Below are 15,512 nucleotides of genomic sequence, written 5' to 3'. Positions count from 1 at the left end.
TATGAGGTTCGGTGCACGCCTCGGCGTCGACGTCGGGTCCGTACGCATCGGCGTGGCGCGCAGCGACCCTTCGGGGATGCTGGCCACGCCGGTGGAGACGGTCCGGCGCGGCCAGGGTGACCTTGACCGCATCGCCGCGATCGCCGCGGATCATGAGGCGATCGAGGTGGTGGTGGGGCTGCCCACGTCGCTGTCCGGCAAGGAGGGGCGGGCCGCGGAGCTGGCGCGCGAGTTCGCCACCCTCCTCGCCGGGCGGCTCCCGGCCACGCCGGTCCGGCTGTTCGACGAGCGGCTCACCACCGTGGCCGCCCAGCAGGGCCTGCGGGCCAGCGGGGTGCGGGCCAAGAAACAGCGCGGCGTCATCGACCAGGCGGCCGCGGTGGTGCTGCTGCAGGACGCACTCGACGCCGAACGTGCCACGGACCGGCCACCGGGCAGGCCTGTCGACCCGCCTTCCGCGGCGGCCGACGGCCCTGCCTCATGACCGGCTGCTCCCCCTGCTCCACTCTGCCCGCGCGGCGCCGGTCGAGGGCGCTCGCGCTGGGGCTGACCGCCTCGGTGCTCGCCCTGGGCGCCGGCGGCCACGCGGTGCTCAAGCCGCGCCTGTATCCCGATGACTTCGACGGCGGCGGTGGCGACCCGGTGACGGTGCGGATCGCGCCCGGCGCGACCGCCGCCGACGTGGCCTCCACGCTGGCCGGAGCCGGGGTGGTGGCCAGCGTGGGCTCCTTCGTCAACGTGGCCGAGCAGCGCTCGATGGCGTCCTGGCTCAGGCCCGGCCATTACCGGCTGCGCCGGGGCATGGCCGCGGCGGCGGCGCTCGACCTGCTGCTCGCCCCCGGATCACGCGTCGTGCGACGGGTGACCGTACCTGAAGGCCTGCGGGTGGAGGAGACGCTGCGGCGGGTCGCCGCGCAGTCCGGTCTGCCGCTGAACGAGCTGCGTGCGGTCGATCCCGCCCTGGTGGAGACGCCGGCGTACGCCGCGGGGCTGGAGGGGTTCCTGTTTCCGGCGACGTACGAGGTGGAGCCCGCGGCCAGGGGCGTGGACGTGCTGGCCGCGATGGTGGAGCGGTTCGGCGTCACCGCCCGGCAGCTACGGCTGCGGCAGCGGGCGGCGCGGGTGCATCTGACGCCGCTGGAGGCCGTCACGGTGGCGAGCATCGTCCAGGTCGAGGCCTGCGCGGTGCCGGACTATCCGAAGATCGCTAGAGTGATCTACAACCGGCTCCGGCGGGGCCTGCCGCTCCGGCTGGGCAGCACTCTCGCCTACGCCCAGGACGGCCGGACCGTCAGCGTCACGCGGAGTGACTCGCCGTACGACACGTTCACCCGCAAGGGACTGCCGCCGGGGCCTATCGCCAATCCGGGAGAGAAGGCACTGATGGCGGCGCTGTACCCGGCGAGGGGTGATTGGCGCTGGTTCGTTACGACGGATCCGCTGCATAGAATCACCAAATTCACCAACAAAGAGAGCGAGTTCGTGAGATACCGGAAAGAGTTGAACGAGAACCTCGGGACGAACTGATGCTCATCGGTCCGCTTACCGCCACGCGGGAGATCGCCGCCGACTCTGTGCGGCGCTTCCGACCCGGGACACACACGCTCTTTCCGTCCTCTAGCATGGCTACCCACAGTGACTTCCGCCGGTCGTCATGCCGCGTCCGGCGCAGCCCCCTCGTCCGCTCGGTGCCCCCCCACCGCCCGGTGCATCCAATCGACGCCGGGTTCGCTGTACCGGGAGATTGGCCAGCTCAGCTATGAACGATCTCGACATGGACTTTCTCCTCGGCGCCGAGGACGACGACGGCCGGGGCGGACGCCGCAGCAGAGGCTCCGGCAAGCGTGGCAACGGCCGCAGGCGGCGCAGGCGCCGTAACCGGGGCGGCCTGCTCGCCCCGCTGCTGGCCTTCCTCATCCTGGCCGGCATCATCGGCGGCGGCGGCTACTACGGCTACCGGTGGGCGAACGACGCCCTGGTGCCCGACGACTACACCGGCAAGGGCACGGAGGAGGTCGTCTTCGAGGTCAAGGACGGTCAGATCGCCTCGGACGTGGCCCAGGAGCTGGAGCGGCAGGGGGTCGTGGCCAGCGCCAGAGCCTTCACCAACGCCATCGGCAACGCCGGCAAGAGCGACGCGCTCCAGCCCGGCACGTACAAGGTGCGCAAGAAGATGCCGGCCGCCGACGTGGTGAAGCTGCTCCTCGACCCGAAGCAGCAGGTGCTCATGAAGGTGCGGCTCGCGGAGGGCCTGCGGCTGTCCGACATCTACACCAAGCTCGCCGAGCAGACCGGCCTGGACCGCAAGAAGTTCGAGGCCGCGGCCAAGAACGTCGACAACCTCGACCTGCCCGCCTACGCCAAGGGCAAGCTCGAGGGCTACGCCTTCCCCGCGACGTACGACTTCCCGCCCAAGGCCACGGCCGGCGACGTGCTGGCACGGATGGTCCAGCGCTTCCACCAGGCGGCGGAGAAGGCCGATCTGGTGGGCGGAGCCAAGAGCCTCGGCCACACGCCGCACGAGATCGTCACCATCGCCAGCATCATCCAGGCCGAGGCCGGGCGGCACGAGGACATGCCCAAGATCGCCCGGGTCATCTACAACCGGCTCAACCGTCAGCCGCCGATGACGCTGTCGATGGACAGCACGGTGATGTACGCGTGGAAGCGCTACCGGACCACGGCCACGCACGCCGAGCTGGAGATCAAGTCCCCGTACAACACGTACAAGAACCTCGGCCTGCCGCCCGGCCCGATCACCAATCCCGGTGATCACGCGATCGAGGCGGCACTGAACCCGGCCAAGGGAAGCTGGCTCTTCTTCGTGGCGACGGACCCGAAGAGCAAGGTCACCGAGTTCGCCACCACCGACGCGGAGTTCCAGGCCTTGGAGGCCAAGCTCCGCCGCAACGGAGGCTGAGCCGGATGCGTGCCGCGGTGATGGGGTCCCCGATCGGTCATTCCCTCTCGCCCTTCCTGCACCGGGCGGCCTACCGGGAGATGGGGCTGACCGGCTGGAGCTACGCGTCGTTCGAGTGCGACGAGGAGCGGCTGCCCGGGATGCTGCGCGAGCTGCGCCCGGTGCGGGGCGAAGGGCCGGACACGGCGGGCACGTGGGCGGGCCTGTCGCTCACCATGCCGCTCAAGCGGGCCGTGCTGCCCCTGCTCGACACCGTCTCGGCGCTGGCCGTCGAGGTGGGCGGCGCCAACACGGTGGTGTTCGCGGACGGGGCCGCGCACGGTGAGAACACCGACGTGTACGGCATCGAGCGGGCGCTGGCGGAGGCCGGGGTGATCGCGCCGCGGTCGGCGACCGTGCTGGGCGGCGGGGCGACGGCCGGCTCGGCGCTGGCGGCGCTGCGTGACCTGGGGCTGTTCGCCGTGACGCTGGTGGTGCGCGATCCGGCCAAGGCCAAGGAGACGGCGGAGGTGGCCGAGCGGCTCGGCGTGGCGCTGTCGGTGCGGACGTTCGACAAGCTCGACGCGCTCACGAACGTCGATCTGGTGGTGTCCACGCTGCCCGGCAGGGCGGCGGACGGGTACGCGGACCTGCTGGCGGGGGTTCCCGCGCTCTTCGACGTGGTCTACTCGCCCTGGCCGACCAGCGCGGCGGTGGCCGTACGAGCTACGGGCGGCACCGTGGTCGGCGGGTTCGAGATGCTGCTGCACCAGGCGGTGCGGCAGGTGGAGCTGATGACGGGCCGGGCGGACGTGCCGGTGGGGGCCATGCGCGCCGCCGGTGAGGCGGAGATCCTCAGGCGGACCAGTCGAACGGGTTGATCACGGTGACGCCGGTGTCCGCGAAGTCCTTGACGTTGCGGGTCACGACGCTCCAGCCGTGGACTTTGGCGGTGGCGGCGATCAGCGCGTCAGCGACGGGCAACGGACGTTGCTTTCGCATCCGCCCCCATTCCTCGGCGATGGCCTCGGTGATCGGGATGATCCGGCCCTGGAAGGATCGGGAGAGCCCGTCCAGCCACCGTTCGATGGTCAGCGCCTGCTGAAGATCGCGCTCTCTGACTTGTTCGATGCCCCACCGGATCTCGCCGACCGACATGACGCTGAGGTAGAGCGTCGGTCCCGGGGAGGCGCTCACCCACTCTTTCACCAGCGCGCTGCCGTGCGGCTTGCGCACCTCGGAGATGACATTGGTGTCGAGAATGTAGCCGACGCTCACCAGCCGAGGTCCACTTCTCGCGGGAGATCCTCGCATCGCGGGATCTCCAGGTCGTCGGGCCAGTCCGGGGCGCTGAGCAGGAACTCCTTGAAGTCCGGCTCAGTGCCCTTGAGGCGGCGGTACTCATCCATGTCGATGATCACCGCCACGTCCTGACCGTGCCGGGTGACGATCTGCGGGCCCTCGTCGTGGGCGCGGCGGACGACCTCGCTGAAGCGCTGCTTGGCCTCTTGGAGCTGCCACTTGGTGGCTTCCACCTGATGTACGGACATATGATCTCCTTCTGACTATTCTGGACAGAATTCTAGTGCACGGACTCTGGCCAGCGGGGATGATTCGAGGAAGTGTCGTGGTTGTGGTAACGTAGCTCTCTGATCGGTCCGGCATCACTGCTGGACGCGCAAGCGGAGGTCTCCCTCCCACCTGAGTCGCCGAGAGGCGGCCGGGTAACGGATCACGCCGGACTCTTCCGGGGAGCTTAAGGCCGCAATGCCGAAGAGCTCAGTGGCCCCGCATGCGCGACGTGCGGGGCTTTTCGCGTTCTGCGAAAGCTCTCCGGCACGACGAGCACGTAGGGATCGCAAACCTAGGAGGCCCCATCAGCACTGAGCCCCGCATCAACGAGCGTATCCGAGTTCCCGAGGTTCGCCTTGTGGGCCCGAACGGTGAGCAGGTGGGCATCGTGTCGATTCACGATGCGCTGAAGCTCGCCCAGGAAGCCGACCTTGACCTCGTCGAGGTCGCGGCGACGGCTCGACCGCCCGTGTGCAAGCTCATGGACTACGGCAAATTCAAGTACGAGTCCGCGATGAAGGCGCGCGAGGCGCGCAAGAATCAAGCGCACACGATCATCAAGGAGATCAAGCTCCGGCCGAAGATCGACCCGCACGACTACGAGACCAAGAAGGGTCACGTGGTGCGGTTCCTCAAGGCGGGGGACAAGGTCAAAGTCACGATCATGTTCCGTGGTCGCGAGCAGTCCCGCCCGGAGCTCGGCTTCCGGCTCCTGCAGCGGCTGGCCGAGGACGTCCAGGAGCTCGGGTTCGTCGAATCCCAGCCCAAGCAGGACGGCCGAAACATGATCATGGTGATCGGTCCGCACAAGAAGAAGGCTGAGGCCAAGGCCGAGAAGGCCGCGGCCAAGGCACAGGGTGGCAGCGAGGAGCCTTCCCCACAGGAAGCGTGACCTGCAGTTGGGGTTAGCCTTACTGGGCACCCCGAGCAGCCACCGCCCGACGAAGACGCCGCGACCGGGTCGGCCCAGCACCGACCCGGCCACCGGCACGACCGAATTGAGGAGAGACGGCGACATGCCGAAGATGAAGACGCACAGCGGTGCGAAGAAGCGGTTCCGGCTTACCGGCTCCGGCAAGGTCATGCGCCGCCGCGCCAGCCGCGCGCACTACAACGAGTGGAAGTCGTCCACGCTGACGCGCCGTCTCAAGAACGAGGTCGTCCTTTCGGACGCCGACTCCAAGAAGATCAAGAAACTGCTCGCCAAGTAACGCGAACCCCCGGGGAGAAGAATCATGGCACGCGTGAAGCGGGCGCTCAACGCCAAGAAGAAGCGCAAGGTCGTTCTCGAGCGGGCAAGCGGTTACCGTGGCCAGCGGTCGCGGCTCTACCGCAAGGCCAAGGAGCAGATGCTCCACTCGATGACCTACGCCTACAGGGACCGCAAGGACCGTAAGGGCGCCTTCCGCCGTCTGTGGATCCAGCGGATCAACGCCGCTGCCCGCCAGAACGGCATGACCTACAACCGCCTGATCCAGGGCCTTCGACTGGCCAACATCGAGGTGGACCGTAAGATCCTGGCCGACCTCGCGGTCAACGACAGCCAGACCTTCGCCACGCTCGTCGAGGCCGCCAAGAAGGCGCTGCCGGCGGACGTGAACGCGCCGGCAGCGAGCTGAGCCGTTCGACAGGCCCGGCCGGGCTTGTGAGTCGAGGGGCCCACCGTTCCGGTGGGCCCTTCGGCATGTTGCAGGGCAGGCGTGCGGCACTCCGTACGCGCGAGCAGGGGGAGAGATGGCCGGAACCGAGCTGACGAACGTGCGGTCACCGCGGGTGAAGGCGGCGCGCAGGCTCACCAAGCGCGCCTACCGGGAGCAGGACCGCAAGTTCCTCGCCGAGGGCCCGCAGGCGGTGCGCGAGGCGCTCAAGCTCGACGGCGTGACGCTGGAGCTGTTCGCCACCGCCGAGGCCGAGCTGCGCCACCCTGAGCTCGTCACCGAGGCCACGCTCCAGGGCGTGCCCGTCCACCGCGCCAGTGGCGAGGTCATGGCCCAGCTGTCCCAGACCGTCACCCCGCAGGGGCTGCTGGCCGTCTGCCGGCTGGTGCACGTGGCGCTCGACGACGCCCTGCCCGCCGAGCCGCGCCTGGTCGCCGTGCTGGCGCACGTGCGCGACCCGGGCAACGCGGGCACCGTGATGCGCGCCGCCGACGCCGCCGGCGCCGACGCGGTCATCTTCACCGACGCCTCGGTCGACCCGTACAACGGCAAGTGTGTACGGGCCAGCGCGGGCAGCCTCTTCCACCTGCCCGTGGTGATCGGCGCACCGGTGGCGCGGGCGGTGAGCCTGCTGCGGGAGCGCGGGCTGCGGGTGCTCGCCGCGGACGGCGCGGGCAAGCACACCCTCGACGACGTGGATCTTTCCGGACCCACCGCGTGGATCTTCGGCAACGAGGCGTGGGGGCTCCCCGAGGAGGTGCTCGGACAGGCCGACGAGGTGGTCCGCGTGCCCATCTACGGCCGGGCCGAAAGCCTCAACCTGGCGACCGCCGCGGCGGTCTGCCTTTACTCCTCCGCAAGGGCTCAGCGAGTGTCCTAGGCGACGGGAAACCCGCTATTGTCGGCCTTGTAGGCGGAGGAGGCTAGGTCGTGCACGGCGAGGACACCGACGGGCGAGTAGTGGCCGCCGCGTGCACGATGGCCATCGACGACCTTCCCGACGGCCTCATCATGACCGACCGGTTCGGCCGGGTGCTCGCCGTCAATCGCGCCGCCGCCCGGCTCACCAAGGTGCCCGTGGAGCGCGCCGTCGGCAGGGACATGAACGAGGTGTTCCCGCTGCGCGACAACGACGGCCGCGAATGGTGGAAGGCCCTCGATCCCGAGGGCGGCCTGCGTACCCGGACCAGGGTGCCGGAGCGGCCGCTGCACCTGCCGGGTGGGCAGGAGCTCTACGTCGCGGCCAGGCTGGTGCGTGAGCCCGAGCGGTGCGGCGACGTCGAGCGGGTGGTGATCACCCTGCGCGACGGCGGCGCCCGCGCCCGGCTGGAGCGCAGCCGCGCCGACCTGGTCTCCACGGTCGCCCACGAGCTGCGCTCCCCGCTGACCAGCGTCAAGGGCTTCACCGCGACGCTGCTGGCGAAGTGGACCCGCTTCACCGACGAGCAGAAGCGCGTCATGCTCGAGACCGTCAACAACGACGCCGACCGCGTCACCCGGCTCATCACCGAGTTGCTCGACGTCTCCCGGATCGAGTCCGGCCGGATGCAGGTGCACCGGCAGGTCGTCGACGTGCCGGCCAGGGTTCGGCGGATCGTCGCGGGCCGGGTCGCGGCGGGTGAGCAGGAGACGCGGTTCCACCTGATCGTGGGCGACAATCTCCCCGAGATGTGGCTCGACCAGGACAAGATTGACCAGATCCTCGCTAATCTGATGGAAAATGCGGTGCGCCATGGGCGCGGCACTGTGACGATAGAGATCGAATCCGTGGGATGGGGAGTTGCCGTGTCGGTGCGCGACCAGGGCGAGGGCGTCAAGCCCGAGTTGGCCCCGCGCGTCTTCAGGCAGTTCTGGCGGGGCAACAGCCGCAGGCGAGGCGGCACCGGCCTCGGTCTGTTCATCGTCAAGGGGCTGGTCGAAGCCCACGGCGGCACCATCATCGTGCAGCAGGCGCCCGAGGGCGGGGCGGAGTTCCGATTTACCATGCCCACCGGCACACCTGACTTCGCCTAGAGCAGGACCGGTGGGCGGGCCCCACTAGACTTTTCCGCTCAAGCCCTGAATACGGAGCTCACTCTTGTCTGACTACGACCCGGTCGAGGTCACACCCTTGCACGCCGACGAGGTGTCCCGCATGGAGGCCGACGCCCTGGCGGCGATCAAGACGGCCGACAGCCTCGACGCACTCAAGCAGGCCAGGCTGGCGCACGCCGGTGACCGCTCGCCCATCGCGCTGGCCAACCGCGAGATCGGCGCCCTGCCTCCGGCGGCCCGCGCCGAGGCGGGCAAGCGCGTCGGCGGCGCCCGCAAGGCCATCAACGAGGCGCTCGTCGCCCGGCAGGCCGAGCTGGAGGCCGAGCGCGACGCCCGCGTGCTCGTCGAGGAGGCCGTCGACGTCACCCTGCCCTGGGACCGGCGGCCCCGCGGCGCCCGCCACCCGCTGACCACCATGCAGGAGCGCATCGAGGACAGCTTCGTCGCGATGGGCTACGAGGTGGTCGAAGGCCCCGAGCTCGAAGCCGAATGGTTCAACTTCGAGGCGCTCAACATCGCCAAGGACCACCCGGCCCGCTCCGAGCACGACACCTTCTTCGTCGGCTCCGCGGACTCGGGCATGGTGCTGCGCACCCAGACCTCGCCGCTGCAGATCCGCGCGCTGCTGGAGCGGGGTGCCCCCTGCTACGCGATCGCGCCCGGCAAGACCTTCCGCACCGACGAGCTCGACGCCACCCACACCCCGGTCTTCCACCAGACCGAAGGGCTGGCCGTCGACAAGGGCCTGACGATGGCCCACCTCAAGGGCACGCTGGACCGGTTCGCCGAGGTCATGTTCGGCGAGGGCATCACCACCCGGTTCCGGCCCAACTACTTCCCGTTCACCGAGCCGTCGGCCGAGATGGACCTCAAGTGCTTCGTCTGCCGCGGCGCCTCGGCCGTGCCCGGCAACCCGCCCTGCCGCACCTGCAAGAGTGAGGGCTGGATCGAGTGGGGCGGCTGCGGCATGGTCAACCCGCGGGTGCTCGTCGCCTGCGGCATCGACCCGTCCGTCTACTCCGGGTTCGCGTTCGGCATGGGCATCGAGCGGACGCTGATGTTCCGCCACAACGCCGAGGACATGCGCGACATGATCGAGGGAGACGTGCGCTTCACGCTCCCGTTCGGAATGGAGATCTGATGAAGGTCCCGCTTTCCTGGCTGCGGGAGTGTGTCGATCTCCCGGCGGTCACCGCGCACGAGGTGGCCGACAAGCTCACCGCCGCAGGGCTCAAGCTGGAGTCCATCACCTCCCACGGCTACGACGTCAAGAACGTCGTGGTCGGCGAGGTGCTGGAGGTCGAGGAGCTGACCGGTTTCAAGAAGCCGATCCGGCACTGCAAGGTCGAGGTGGGCGAGGCGACGCCGCGCGAGATCGTCTGCGGCGCCGTCAACTTCGCCGTCGGCGACCGGGTGCCGGTCGTGCTCCCGGGCGGCGTGCTGCCCGGCGGGTTCGAGGTCGGCGCCCGTAAGACCTACGGCCGCTTGTCCGAGGGCATGATCTGCTCCGAGCGCGAGCTCGGCCTGGGCGACAGCCACGACGGCATCATGGTGCTGCCGCCCGACACGCCCATCGGCGCCGATGTCGTCGAGCTGCTCGGCCTGCGCGACGACGTCATCGAGCTGGAGATCACTCCGGACATCGGCTACGCGCTGTCGATCCGGGGCGTCGCCCGCGAGGCCGCGACCGGCTTCGGCGTGCCGTTCCGCGACCCCGCCGACGTCGAGCTGCCCGAGCAGGCGGAGTCCTCGTGGCCCGCCTCGATCGCCGACCCGACCGCGTGCGACAGGTTCGTGCTGCGCCAGGTCAGCGGGTTCGACCCGGAGGCGCAGAGCCCGCTGTGGATGCGGGTACGGCTGTCCCGGGCCGGCATGCGCCCGGTGTCGCTGGCCGTCGACATCACCAACTACCTGATGCTGGAGCTCGGCCAGCCGCTGCACGCCTTCGACACCGGCAAGCTGACCGGCGAGATCGTCGTACGCAGGGCGCGGCAGGGTGAGCGGCTGGAGACGCTCGACCACGTCGTACGCGACCTCGACCCCGACGACATCCTGATCACCGACGATTCGGGCCCGATCTCGATGGCCGGCACCATGGGCGGCCTGGAGACCGAGATCTCCGGCGGCTCGACCGACATCGTGATCGAGGCCGCGCACTTCTCGGCGACCGGCATCTCCCGCGAGTCACGCAGGCACAACCTGGTGTCGGAGGCGTCCAAGCGGTTCGAGCGGGGCGTCGACAGGGAGCTGCCGCTCGTCGCCTCGTGGCGGGCCGCGCAGCTGCTGGCCGAGCTGGGCGGCGCCACCGTGCACCCCGGTGTGACGCACGCTCAGGTGGACGTCACACCGGCCCGCATCGCCATTCCGGCGAGCCACCCGGGCGACGTGGCCGGCATCCCCTACTCCAAGGAGACCGTCGTCCAGCGGCTGGAGCAGATCGGCTGCACCGTCGTCGACGGCGACGACCCCGCCGTGCGCAGCGGCGGTGTGGACCCGACCGGCGTCGTCACGGGCGGCGAGCTGGCGGCCAAGCTGGCCGTCACCGGCGACGACATGATCACGGTGACACCGCCGTCGTGGCGGCCGGACATCACCGACCCCAGCGACCTGGCCGAAGAGGTCATCCGGCTGGAGGGCTACGAGAACCTGCCCTCGGTGCTGCCCACGGCCCCCGCCGGCGCCGGGCTCACCGAAGGGCAGCGGCTGCACCGGCGGGTCGGCCGGGTGCTCGCCGAAGCCGGTTACGTCGAGGTGCTCGCCTACCCGTTCATCAGCGCCGACGACTTCGACCAGCTGCAGTTGCCCGCCGACGACGCGCGGCGCCGCGCCATGCGGCTGTCCAACTCGCTGGCCGAGGACGAGCCGCTGATGCGTACGACGCTGCTGCCGGGGTTGCTCAAGACCCTGGTCCGCAACGTCGGGCGCGGCTTCGGCGACGTGGCGCTGTTCGAGACTGGAGCCGTCTACCGGCCGCGTGAGGGCGCCCCGGCGACCGCGCCGGTGCTCGGCGTCGAGGGCAGGCCGACGGCCGAGGAGCTGGCCTCGATCGAGGAGGCGCTGCCCGACCAGCCGATCCGGGTCGCGGTCGTGCTCGCCGGCGAGTTCGACCGCTCCGGCTGGTGGGGCGCCGGCCGGCAGGCCTCCTGGGCCGACGCGGTGCAGGCCGCGCGCCTGGTGGCGGGCGAGGCACGGCTGGAGCTGTCGATCAGCGCCGACCAGCACGAGCCCTGGCACCCCGGCAGGTGTGCCGCCCTCTACGTCGGCGACACCCTCGTCGGCCACGCCGGCGAGCTTCACCCGCGCGTCGTCGAGGCTTACGGCCTGCCGCCGCGCACGGCCGCGATGGAGCTGGAGCTGACCCGCCTGCAGTCGGCCATGCCCGGCCCCGTCCAGGCGCCGGCCATCTCCGGTTACCCGGTGGCCACCCAGGACGTGGCCCTGCTCGTGCCCGACTTCACGCCGGTTGCCGACGTGGAGGCGGCGCTGCGTGACGGCGCGGGAGAGCTGCTGGAGTCCATCCGGCTGTTCGACGTCTACACGGGCGAGCAGGTGGGCCAGGGCAACAAGTCCCTGGCGTACACACTGCGCTTCCGGGCGCCGGACCGCACGCTGACGGCCGAGGAGACGACCGCCGCCCGCGACGCCGCCGTCGCCCTGGCGGCCGACCGCGTCGGAGCGCAGCTCCGTAGCGGCTGACAGCAACGACGAAGGGCCGGTACGGACTCCGTACCGGCCCTTTCTTCGTGGGTCAGAGGCGGTCGATCTCGGTGAGGTCGAGTTCGATGTCGAACGGGACGGTGACCTTGAGGCGGTCGTGGTGGATGCCGGTGGGAACGTAGGTGGAAGTCGGCGGGTCGAGCTCGTGCACGTAGACCACGGGCCGGCCGGCATCGCTCTCGACGCGCCAGAAGTGCGGGATCCCCGCCTCGGCGTAGAGCACCGGCTTGCGCTTGCGGTCTCGCGACCTGGACTCGGGGGACACCACTTCGACGACGAGCGCGACGTCCTGCGCACGGTAGAAGGTCTGCTCAGGGCTCCGGTCCGCATCAGCGCGGATGACGCACACATCCGGCTCAGGACGCTGATCCTTGGCGAGGATGACGCTCATTTCCCGGCGTATGCGCAAGTCAGCCGGAACGGTGCGGCGCAAGGCGAGGACCAGAAGGTCGACCATGCGCATGTGGAAAGAAGCCTGCGGACTCACGAAGACCAAGCTTCCATCGATCAACTCTGTGTGCGCAGGCAAATCCGGAATGTGATCGAGGTCTTCGGCCGCGAAGCCTTCCGGCGGTGGGAAGATCCAGTCGGGCAGCGAGGACTCTCTCATGTCAATGCTCACCGCTTCGGCCGTCATGGTCTTACGGTAGCAAGCTACCTCGTTCACTGTCTGTGAACGAGCCGGTAGGTGGTCGGCGCTTCCGTCTGAAGGCTGGCAGAATACGGGTCCATGAGGCAGCTACTCGTGTTCGGTGAGCGGGGCGATGCCGAGGAGGTCGCGGAGACGTTGGCCGAGTGGTTTCCCGCGCTGGGGGTGCCGCACGTGGTCCGGGAGACGCTGGCGGGCGAGGACGACGCCGAGGACGCGCAGTGGCTGGTCGTGGCCGAGGGGCTGGACGAGGGTGGGCTGGCGAAGGTCGACGAGCTGGTGGAGCGGTATGACGGCTGGCGCGAGCAGGGCTGAGCCCGGGCGCCGGAGCATGCCGGGACGGCTCGCTCCGGCGCCGAAGGGCTGACAGGCTACTGGATGCGCTCGAACGGGGTCGGGGTCTGGCCGGTCCAGCGGTGGAGCCGGGAGTGGGCGGTCTGCTTGGTCACGCCGTCCTCGACGATCTTGCCGTCCTGCGTCACGTAGAAGCGGCCGTCGTCCAGCGACGCCAGGCCGTACTGGCCGCCGGACTCCCAGCCCCGGATGCCGGTCTCCGGGTGGTGCAGGCCTTCGGGGGAGAGCCGGAGAAGGTCACCCTGCTCCGGCTGCGGCTGACCCTTGACGGGGCCGCGGGTGGGGCGCGCGGAGCCGTCCACCGTGAAGAGGGAGTAGTTGGGGAACTGCGGCTTGACGCCCTTGTAGGCGGCCATGAGCCACTTGCCGGTGTAGCCGTCGTACTCCAGGTTCTGCACGCCGTAGGTGGTGTTGCCGGTGTAGACGAAATACTTGCCGTCGGGCCGGGCGGGGCCGGAGGTGTGCGGGGCGGCCTGGGTGAGAGGGCGCTCGAACGCGCGCCACTTGGTGATGTCGTACTGCAGCAGCACCTGGTGGTCGTTGTCCTGGCGGCCGGTGTTGGAGTAGACGCCGTAGGCGACGGTCAGCTTCTGCTTGCCGTGCCGCTTGCCGAACGACGGGCCGAAGGCGACGCCGTCGATGCCGCTGCAGCCGTAGCGGTGGTCCGGGGTGGCGCCGACGTTGCCGTCGAAGGTGCCGTCACCGTTCATGTCGGCGCTGTAGTCCGCCACGACCTCCTTGAGGTAGACGGCGGTCACCACGTTGGCGGTCTCGGCGTCCATGTCGAGGCTGGTGATCCGGTCGACGTCGAAGATGGCGACGTAGAAGGCCTGCGCCTCCTTGTACTCCAGGGAGCCGTACACCCGCCCGTCCTTGGCGTTGAAGTCGAGGTCGCCGAGGTGGCCGGTGAAGCCGGTGACGGAGCCCACCGGCCGGCCCGCCAGGTCGGTCTTGACGAGCAGGTTGGTGAAGGAGAAGTACATGAACCCCTTCTTCTCGTCGACCGCGATCCCCTGAACGTGGCCCGACGTCCATGCTCCGCCGTACACCTCCGCGGGGAACTCCGGCTTGCCGGAGCCGTGAGCAGGGGTAGCGAAAAGGGCAGAAGTCATCAAAGCCGTAGCAACCACGTGTGCAGCCCGCATGTGTTCTTCGCACGCCTTTCATCGATCTAGGTGATAAATCAGGACATTAGAGTGTCCTATGGGACCCACATCTGACTAGACCTTGTCCGTGGAGCGAACTTCCGGGGTCAGCTGAGCGGCACGGCGGGCGCGCTCCGCCAGGGCGTGCTCGTCGGTACGCGCGTCGTAGTGGCGAAAGCGAGGCAGGGCGGCGCCCAGCGCGGCGACGGCGGCGACGCACAGCAGGCCACCCGCCGCCAGCGAGAGCCGCGGCCCGCCGAGCGGCTCCATGAGCGACGCCCTGGTGTTGCCCAGCATCGGGCCGGTGGAGTAGGACAGCAGCTCGATGCCCGCCAGCCTGCCGCGCATCTCATCGGGGATCGTCTGATTCCACATGGTCATCCGGAAGATGCCGCTGACCATGTCGGCCGCGCCCGCCGCCGCCAGGCAGCCGAACATCACCCAGAAGTTCGGGATCGCGCCGGCCAGCGCGACCGCCACGCCCCACAGCATCGCCGCCACGAGCACGCCCAGGCCCTGCCGGTGCACGCGCGCGGTCCAGCCGCCGGTCAGCGAGGCCAGCAGGCCGCCCACGGCGCCCGCCGAATACAGCAGGCCGACGGCCTCCAGCGCGCCGTACCGTTCGGCCAGGCCGGGAAACAGGGAGGTCGACATGGCGAACACCATCGCGGCGATGTCGACGAGGTAGGTCCCGACCAGGTCCTTGCGGCCGACGGCATAGCGCATCCCCTCGGCCAGCGACCTGAGCGAGGCGGCGGCGGCATCCCGAGCCGGCGGCCTGGAGGAGATCCGCCAGAGCAGCAGCAGGGACAGCACGAAGCTGAGGGTGTCGAGCCCGTAGGCGAAGGCCGGGCCGAGCGTGGCCACCAGCAGTCCGCCCAGGGCGGGGGCGGCGATCGCGCCGAAGTTCCAGCGCAGACTCGTCAGCACCGCCGCCGCGCCGAGCTGGTCGTGCGCGACGACCTGCGGGATCAGCGACTCCATGCTGGGCCGCTGCAGGCAGCTGATGCCCGTCGCCAGCGCGCCGACCACGTACAGCACCCAGATCTGGGGGGCCGCCAGCATCGCGTTGACCATGAGCAGCGCCGAGGTGATCGTCAGCCCCAGCTCGCTCAGCAGGATGATCTTTCGGCGGTCCAGCGAGTCCGCGATCGCGCCACCCCACAGCCCGCAGGCCACCATGGGCACGAACTCCGCCAGGCTCATCAGCCCGACCGCCAGGTAGGAGCCGGTCAGCTCCCACATCTGGTACGGCACCGCCACCATGGTGATGAACGTGCCGAACATGGTGACGACGCCCGAGGCCATCAGCAGCCGGAACTCGCGCGAGTCGCGCAGCGGGCTCACGTCCAGCGCGAGGTGACCTGCCAGGGTTCTGATGCGACTGAGCACGGACGTCGATTGTCGGTCGCCCGTACCCGCCGCGCAAATGGTTTTCCGCCCGTAGACCCCCGGCGCGTGCCGGGGGTCTACGGGCGGGATTC

At 69.8% G+C, this 15,512-nt stretch carries 17 protein-coding genes; 12 read left to right on the top strand and 5 right to left on the bottom strand.

Annotated features, from left to right (window positions below):
- Window position 1 precedes the first annotated feature (1 nt).
- From ruvX to OHA68_RS39275, 4 genes are all read left to right on the top strand, one after another.
- Window positions 2–484 (top strand): Holliday junction resolvase RuvX, encoded by a 483-nt coding sequence (gene ruvX, locus OHA68_RS39290; protein ID WP_327104757.1) that lies wholly within the window; start codon window positions 2–4, stop codon window positions 482–484.
- Window positions 481–1,527 carry an endolytic transglycosylase MltG gene (mltG, locus tag OHA68_RS39285; RefSeq protein WP_327104756.1) on the top strand — a complete coding sequence of 349 codons (1,047 nt, stop codon included), beginning with the start codon at window positions 481–483 and terminating at the stop codon, window positions 1,525–1,527. Before ruvX ends, mltG (OHA68_RS39285) begins: the two co-directional genes overlap by 4 nt.
- Window positions 1,528–1,774: 247 nt before the next feature.
- Window positions 1,775–2,920, top strand: coding sequence for an endolytic transglycosylase MltG (gene mltG, locus OHA68_RS39280; RefSeq protein WP_327104755.1), 1,146 nt, complete (start codon window positions 1,775–1,777; stop codon window positions 2,918–2,920).
- Between the two features lie 5 nt (window positions 2,921–2,925).
- Window positions 2,926–3,780, top strand: a complete 855-nt coding sequence (locus tag OHA68_RS39275) for a shikimate dehydrogenase (RefSeq protein ID WP_327104754.1) — start codon at window positions 2,926–2,928, stop codon at window positions 3,778–3,780.
- On the opposite strand, the gene OHA68_RS39270 is transcribed toward OHA68_RS39275, so the two are convergent.
- Together OHA68_RS39270 and OHA68_RS39265 are read right to left on the bottom strand one after the other, a co-directional pair.
- Window positions 3,755–4,177, bottom strand: a complete 423-nt coding sequence (locus tag OHA68_RS39270) for a type II toxin-antitoxin system VapC family toxin (RefSeq protein WP_327104753.1) — start codon at window positions 4,175–4,177, stop codon at window positions 3,755–3,757. The two genes, OHA68_RS39275 and OHA68_RS39270, sit on opposite strands and share 26 nt — an antisense overlap.
- On the bottom strand, window positions 4,174–4,449 hold the full coding sequence (locus tag OHA68_RS39265) for a type II toxin-antitoxin system Phd/YefM family antitoxin (protein ID WP_327104752.1): 276 nt from the start codon (window positions 4,447–4,449) through the stop codon (window positions 4,174–4,176). Before OHA68_RS39265 ends, OHA68_RS39270 begins: the two co-directional genes overlap by 4 nt.
- A gap of 242 nt (window positions 4,450–4,691) precedes the next feature.
- On the opposite strand from OHA68_RS39265, the gene infC reads away from it, so the two are divergent.
- From infC to OHA68_RS39230, 7 genes are all read left to right on the top strand, one after another.
- The gene (gene infC / locus OHA68_RS39260; protein WP_327104751.1) at window positions 4,692–5,363 is read left to right on the top strand and encodes a translation initiation factor IF-3; all 672 of its coding nucleotides are present in this window, start codon (window positions 4,692–4,694) and stop codon (window positions 5,361–5,363) included.
- A 124-nt stretch (window positions 5,364–5,487) separates the two neighbouring features.
- The gene (gene rpmI, locus OHA68_RS39255; protein ID WP_049568545.1) at window positions 5,488–5,682 is read left to right on the top strand and encodes a 50S ribosomal protein L35; all 195 of its coding nucleotides are present in this window, start codon (window positions 5,488–5,490) and stop codon (window positions 5,680–5,682) included.
- A 24-nt stretch (window positions 5,683–5,706) separates the two neighbouring features.
- Window positions 5,707–6,090 carry a 50S ribosomal protein L20 gene (gene rplT, locus OHA68_RS39250; RefSeq protein WP_189143748.1) on the top strand — a complete coding sequence of 128 codons (384 nt, stop codon included), beginning with the start codon at window positions 5,707–5,709 and terminating at the stop codon, window positions 6,088–6,090.
- Between the two features lie 115 nt (window positions 6,091–6,205).
- The gene (locus tag OHA68_RS39245) at window positions 6,206–7,009 is read left to right on the top strand and encodes a TrmH family RNA methyltransferase (protein ID WP_189143749.1); all 804 of its coding nucleotides are present in this window, start codon (window positions 6,206–6,208) and stop codon (window positions 7,007–7,009) included.
- 98 nt (window positions 7,010–7,107) lie between these two features.
- On the top strand, window positions 7,108–8,142 hold the full coding sequence (locus tag OHA68_RS39240; protein ID WP_189143788.1) for a sensor histidine kinase: 1,035 nt from the start codon (window positions 7,108–7,110) through the stop codon (window positions 8,140–8,142).
- Window positions 8,143–8,263: 121 nt separating this feature from the next.
- Entirely contained in the window at window positions 8,264–9,304 is a 1,041-nt protein-coding gene (gene pheS / locus OHA68_RS39235; protein WP_327109614.1) for a phenylalanine--tRNA ligase subunit alpha, read from the top strand.
- Window positions 9,304–11,859 carry a phenylalanine--tRNA ligase subunit beta gene (locus OHA68_RS39230; protein ID WP_327104750.1) on the top strand — a complete coding sequence of 852 codons (2,556 nt, stop codon included), beginning with the start codon at window positions 9,304–9,306 and terminating at the stop codon, window positions 11,857–11,859. Before pheS ends, OHA68_RS39230 begins: the two co-directional genes overlap by 1 nt.
- 52 nt (window positions 11,860–11,911) lie before the next feature.
- Here OHA68_RS39230 and OHA68_RS39225 read toward each other — a convergent pair whose 3' ends face one another.
- Window positions 11,912–12,517: a Uma2 family endonuclease gene (locus tag OHA68_RS39225; RefSeq protein ID WP_327104749.1), complete on the bottom strand. Its 606-nt coding sequence runs from the start codon at window positions 12,515–12,517 to the stop codon at window positions 11,912–11,914.
- 93 nt (window positions 12,518–12,610) lie between these two features.
- Between OHA68_RS39225 and OHA68_RS39220 the strand changes: the two genes are divergently transcribed.
- Complete coding sequence (locus OHA68_RS39220) at window positions 12,611–12,844, top strand: hypothetical protein (protein WP_327104748.1); 234 nt, start codon at window positions 12,611–12,613, stop codon at window positions 12,842–12,844.
- A 56-nt stretch (window positions 12,845–12,900) separates the two neighbouring features.
- Here OHA68_RS39220 and OHA68_RS39215 read toward each other — a convergent pair whose 3' ends face one another.
- The gene (locus tag OHA68_RS39215; protein ID WP_327104747.1) at window positions 12,901–13,995 is read right to left on the bottom strand and encodes a hypothetical protein; all 1,095 of its coding nucleotides are present in this window, start codon (window positions 13,993–13,995) and stop codon (window positions 12,901–12,903) included.
- Window positions 13,996–14,103: 108 nt separating this feature from the next.
- Window positions 14,104–15,420, bottom strand: a complete 1,317-nt coding sequence (locus OHA68_RS39210) for an MFS transporter (protein ID WP_327104746.1) — start codon at window positions 15,418–15,420, stop codon at window positions 14,104–14,106.
- Window positions 15,421–15,512: the final 92 nt, after the last annotated feature.

The sequence above is a fragment of the Nonomuraea glycinis genome (assembly GCF_035920485.1).
In the GTDB taxonomy this organism is placed as follows: Bacteria; Actinomycetota; Actinomycetes; order Streptosporangiales; family Streptosporangiaceae; genus Nonomuraea; species Nonomuraea glycinis.
The sequence above is the reverse complement of the archived record's forward strand: the minus strand, read 5'-3'. Positions and strand labels throughout refer to the sequence as shown.

Bases quoted from the DNA above. Each gene is read 5' to 3' on its own strand.
- OHA68_RS39275 (WP_327104754.1), top strand. From the start codon at position 2,926: ATGCGTGCCGCGGTGATGGGGTCCCCGATCGGTCATTCCCTCTCGCCC.
- OHA68_RS39215 (WP_327104747.1), bottom strand. From the start codon at position 13,995: ATGACTTCTGCCCTTTTCGCTACCCCTGCTCACGGCTCCGGCAAGCCG.
- mltG (WP_327104756.1), top strand. From the start codon at position 481: ATGACCGGCTGCTCCCCCTGCTCCACTCTGCCCGCGCGGCGCCGGTCG.
- pheS (WP_327109614.1), top strand. From the start codon at position 8,264: ATGGAGGCCGACGCCCTGGCGGCGATCAAGACGGCCGACAGCCTCGAC.
- OHA68_RS39265 (WP_327104752.1), bottom strand. From the start codon at position 4,449: ATGTCCGTACATCAGGTGGAAGCCACCAAGTGGCAGCTCCAAGAGGCC.
- mltG (WP_327104755.1), top strand. From the start codon at position 1,775: ATGGACTTTCTCCTCGGCGCCGAGGACGACGACGGCCGGGGCGGACGC.
- OHA68_RS39230 (WP_327104750.1), top strand. From the start codon at position 9,304: ATGAAGGTCCCGCTTTCCTGGCTGCGGGAGTGTGTCGATCTCCCGGCG.
- infC (WP_327104751.1), top strand. From the start codon at position 4,692: ATGCGCGACGTGCGGGGCTTTTCGCGTTCTGCGAAAGCTCTCCGGCAC.
- rplT (WP_189143748.1), top strand. From the start codon at position 5,707: ATGGCACGCGTGAAGCGGGCGCTCAACGCCAAGAAGAAGCGCAAGGTC.
- OHA68_RS39225 (WP_327104749.1), bottom strand. From the start codon at position 12,517: ATGACGGCCGAAGCGGTGAGCATTGACATGAGAGAGTCCTCGCTGCCC.
- rpmI (WP_049568545.1), top strand. From the start codon at position 5,488: ATGCCGAAGATGAAGACGCACAGCGGTGCGAAGAAGCGGTTCCGGCTT.
- OHA68_RS39245 (WP_189143749.1), top strand. From the start codon at position 6,206: ATGGCCGGAACCGAGCTGACGAACGTGCGGTCACCGCGGGTGAAGGCG.
- ruvX (WP_327104757.1), top strand. From the start codon at position 2: ATGAGGTTCGGTGCACGCCTCGGCGTCGACGTCGGGTCCGTACGCATC.
- OHA68_RS39240 (WP_189143788.1), top strand. From the start codon at position 7,108: ATGGCCATCGACGACCTTCCCGACGGCCTCATCATGACCGACCGGTTC.
- OHA68_RS39220 (WP_327104748.1), top strand. From the start codon at position 12,611: ATGAGGCAGCTACTCGTGTTCGGTGAGCGGGGCGATGCCGAGGAGGTC.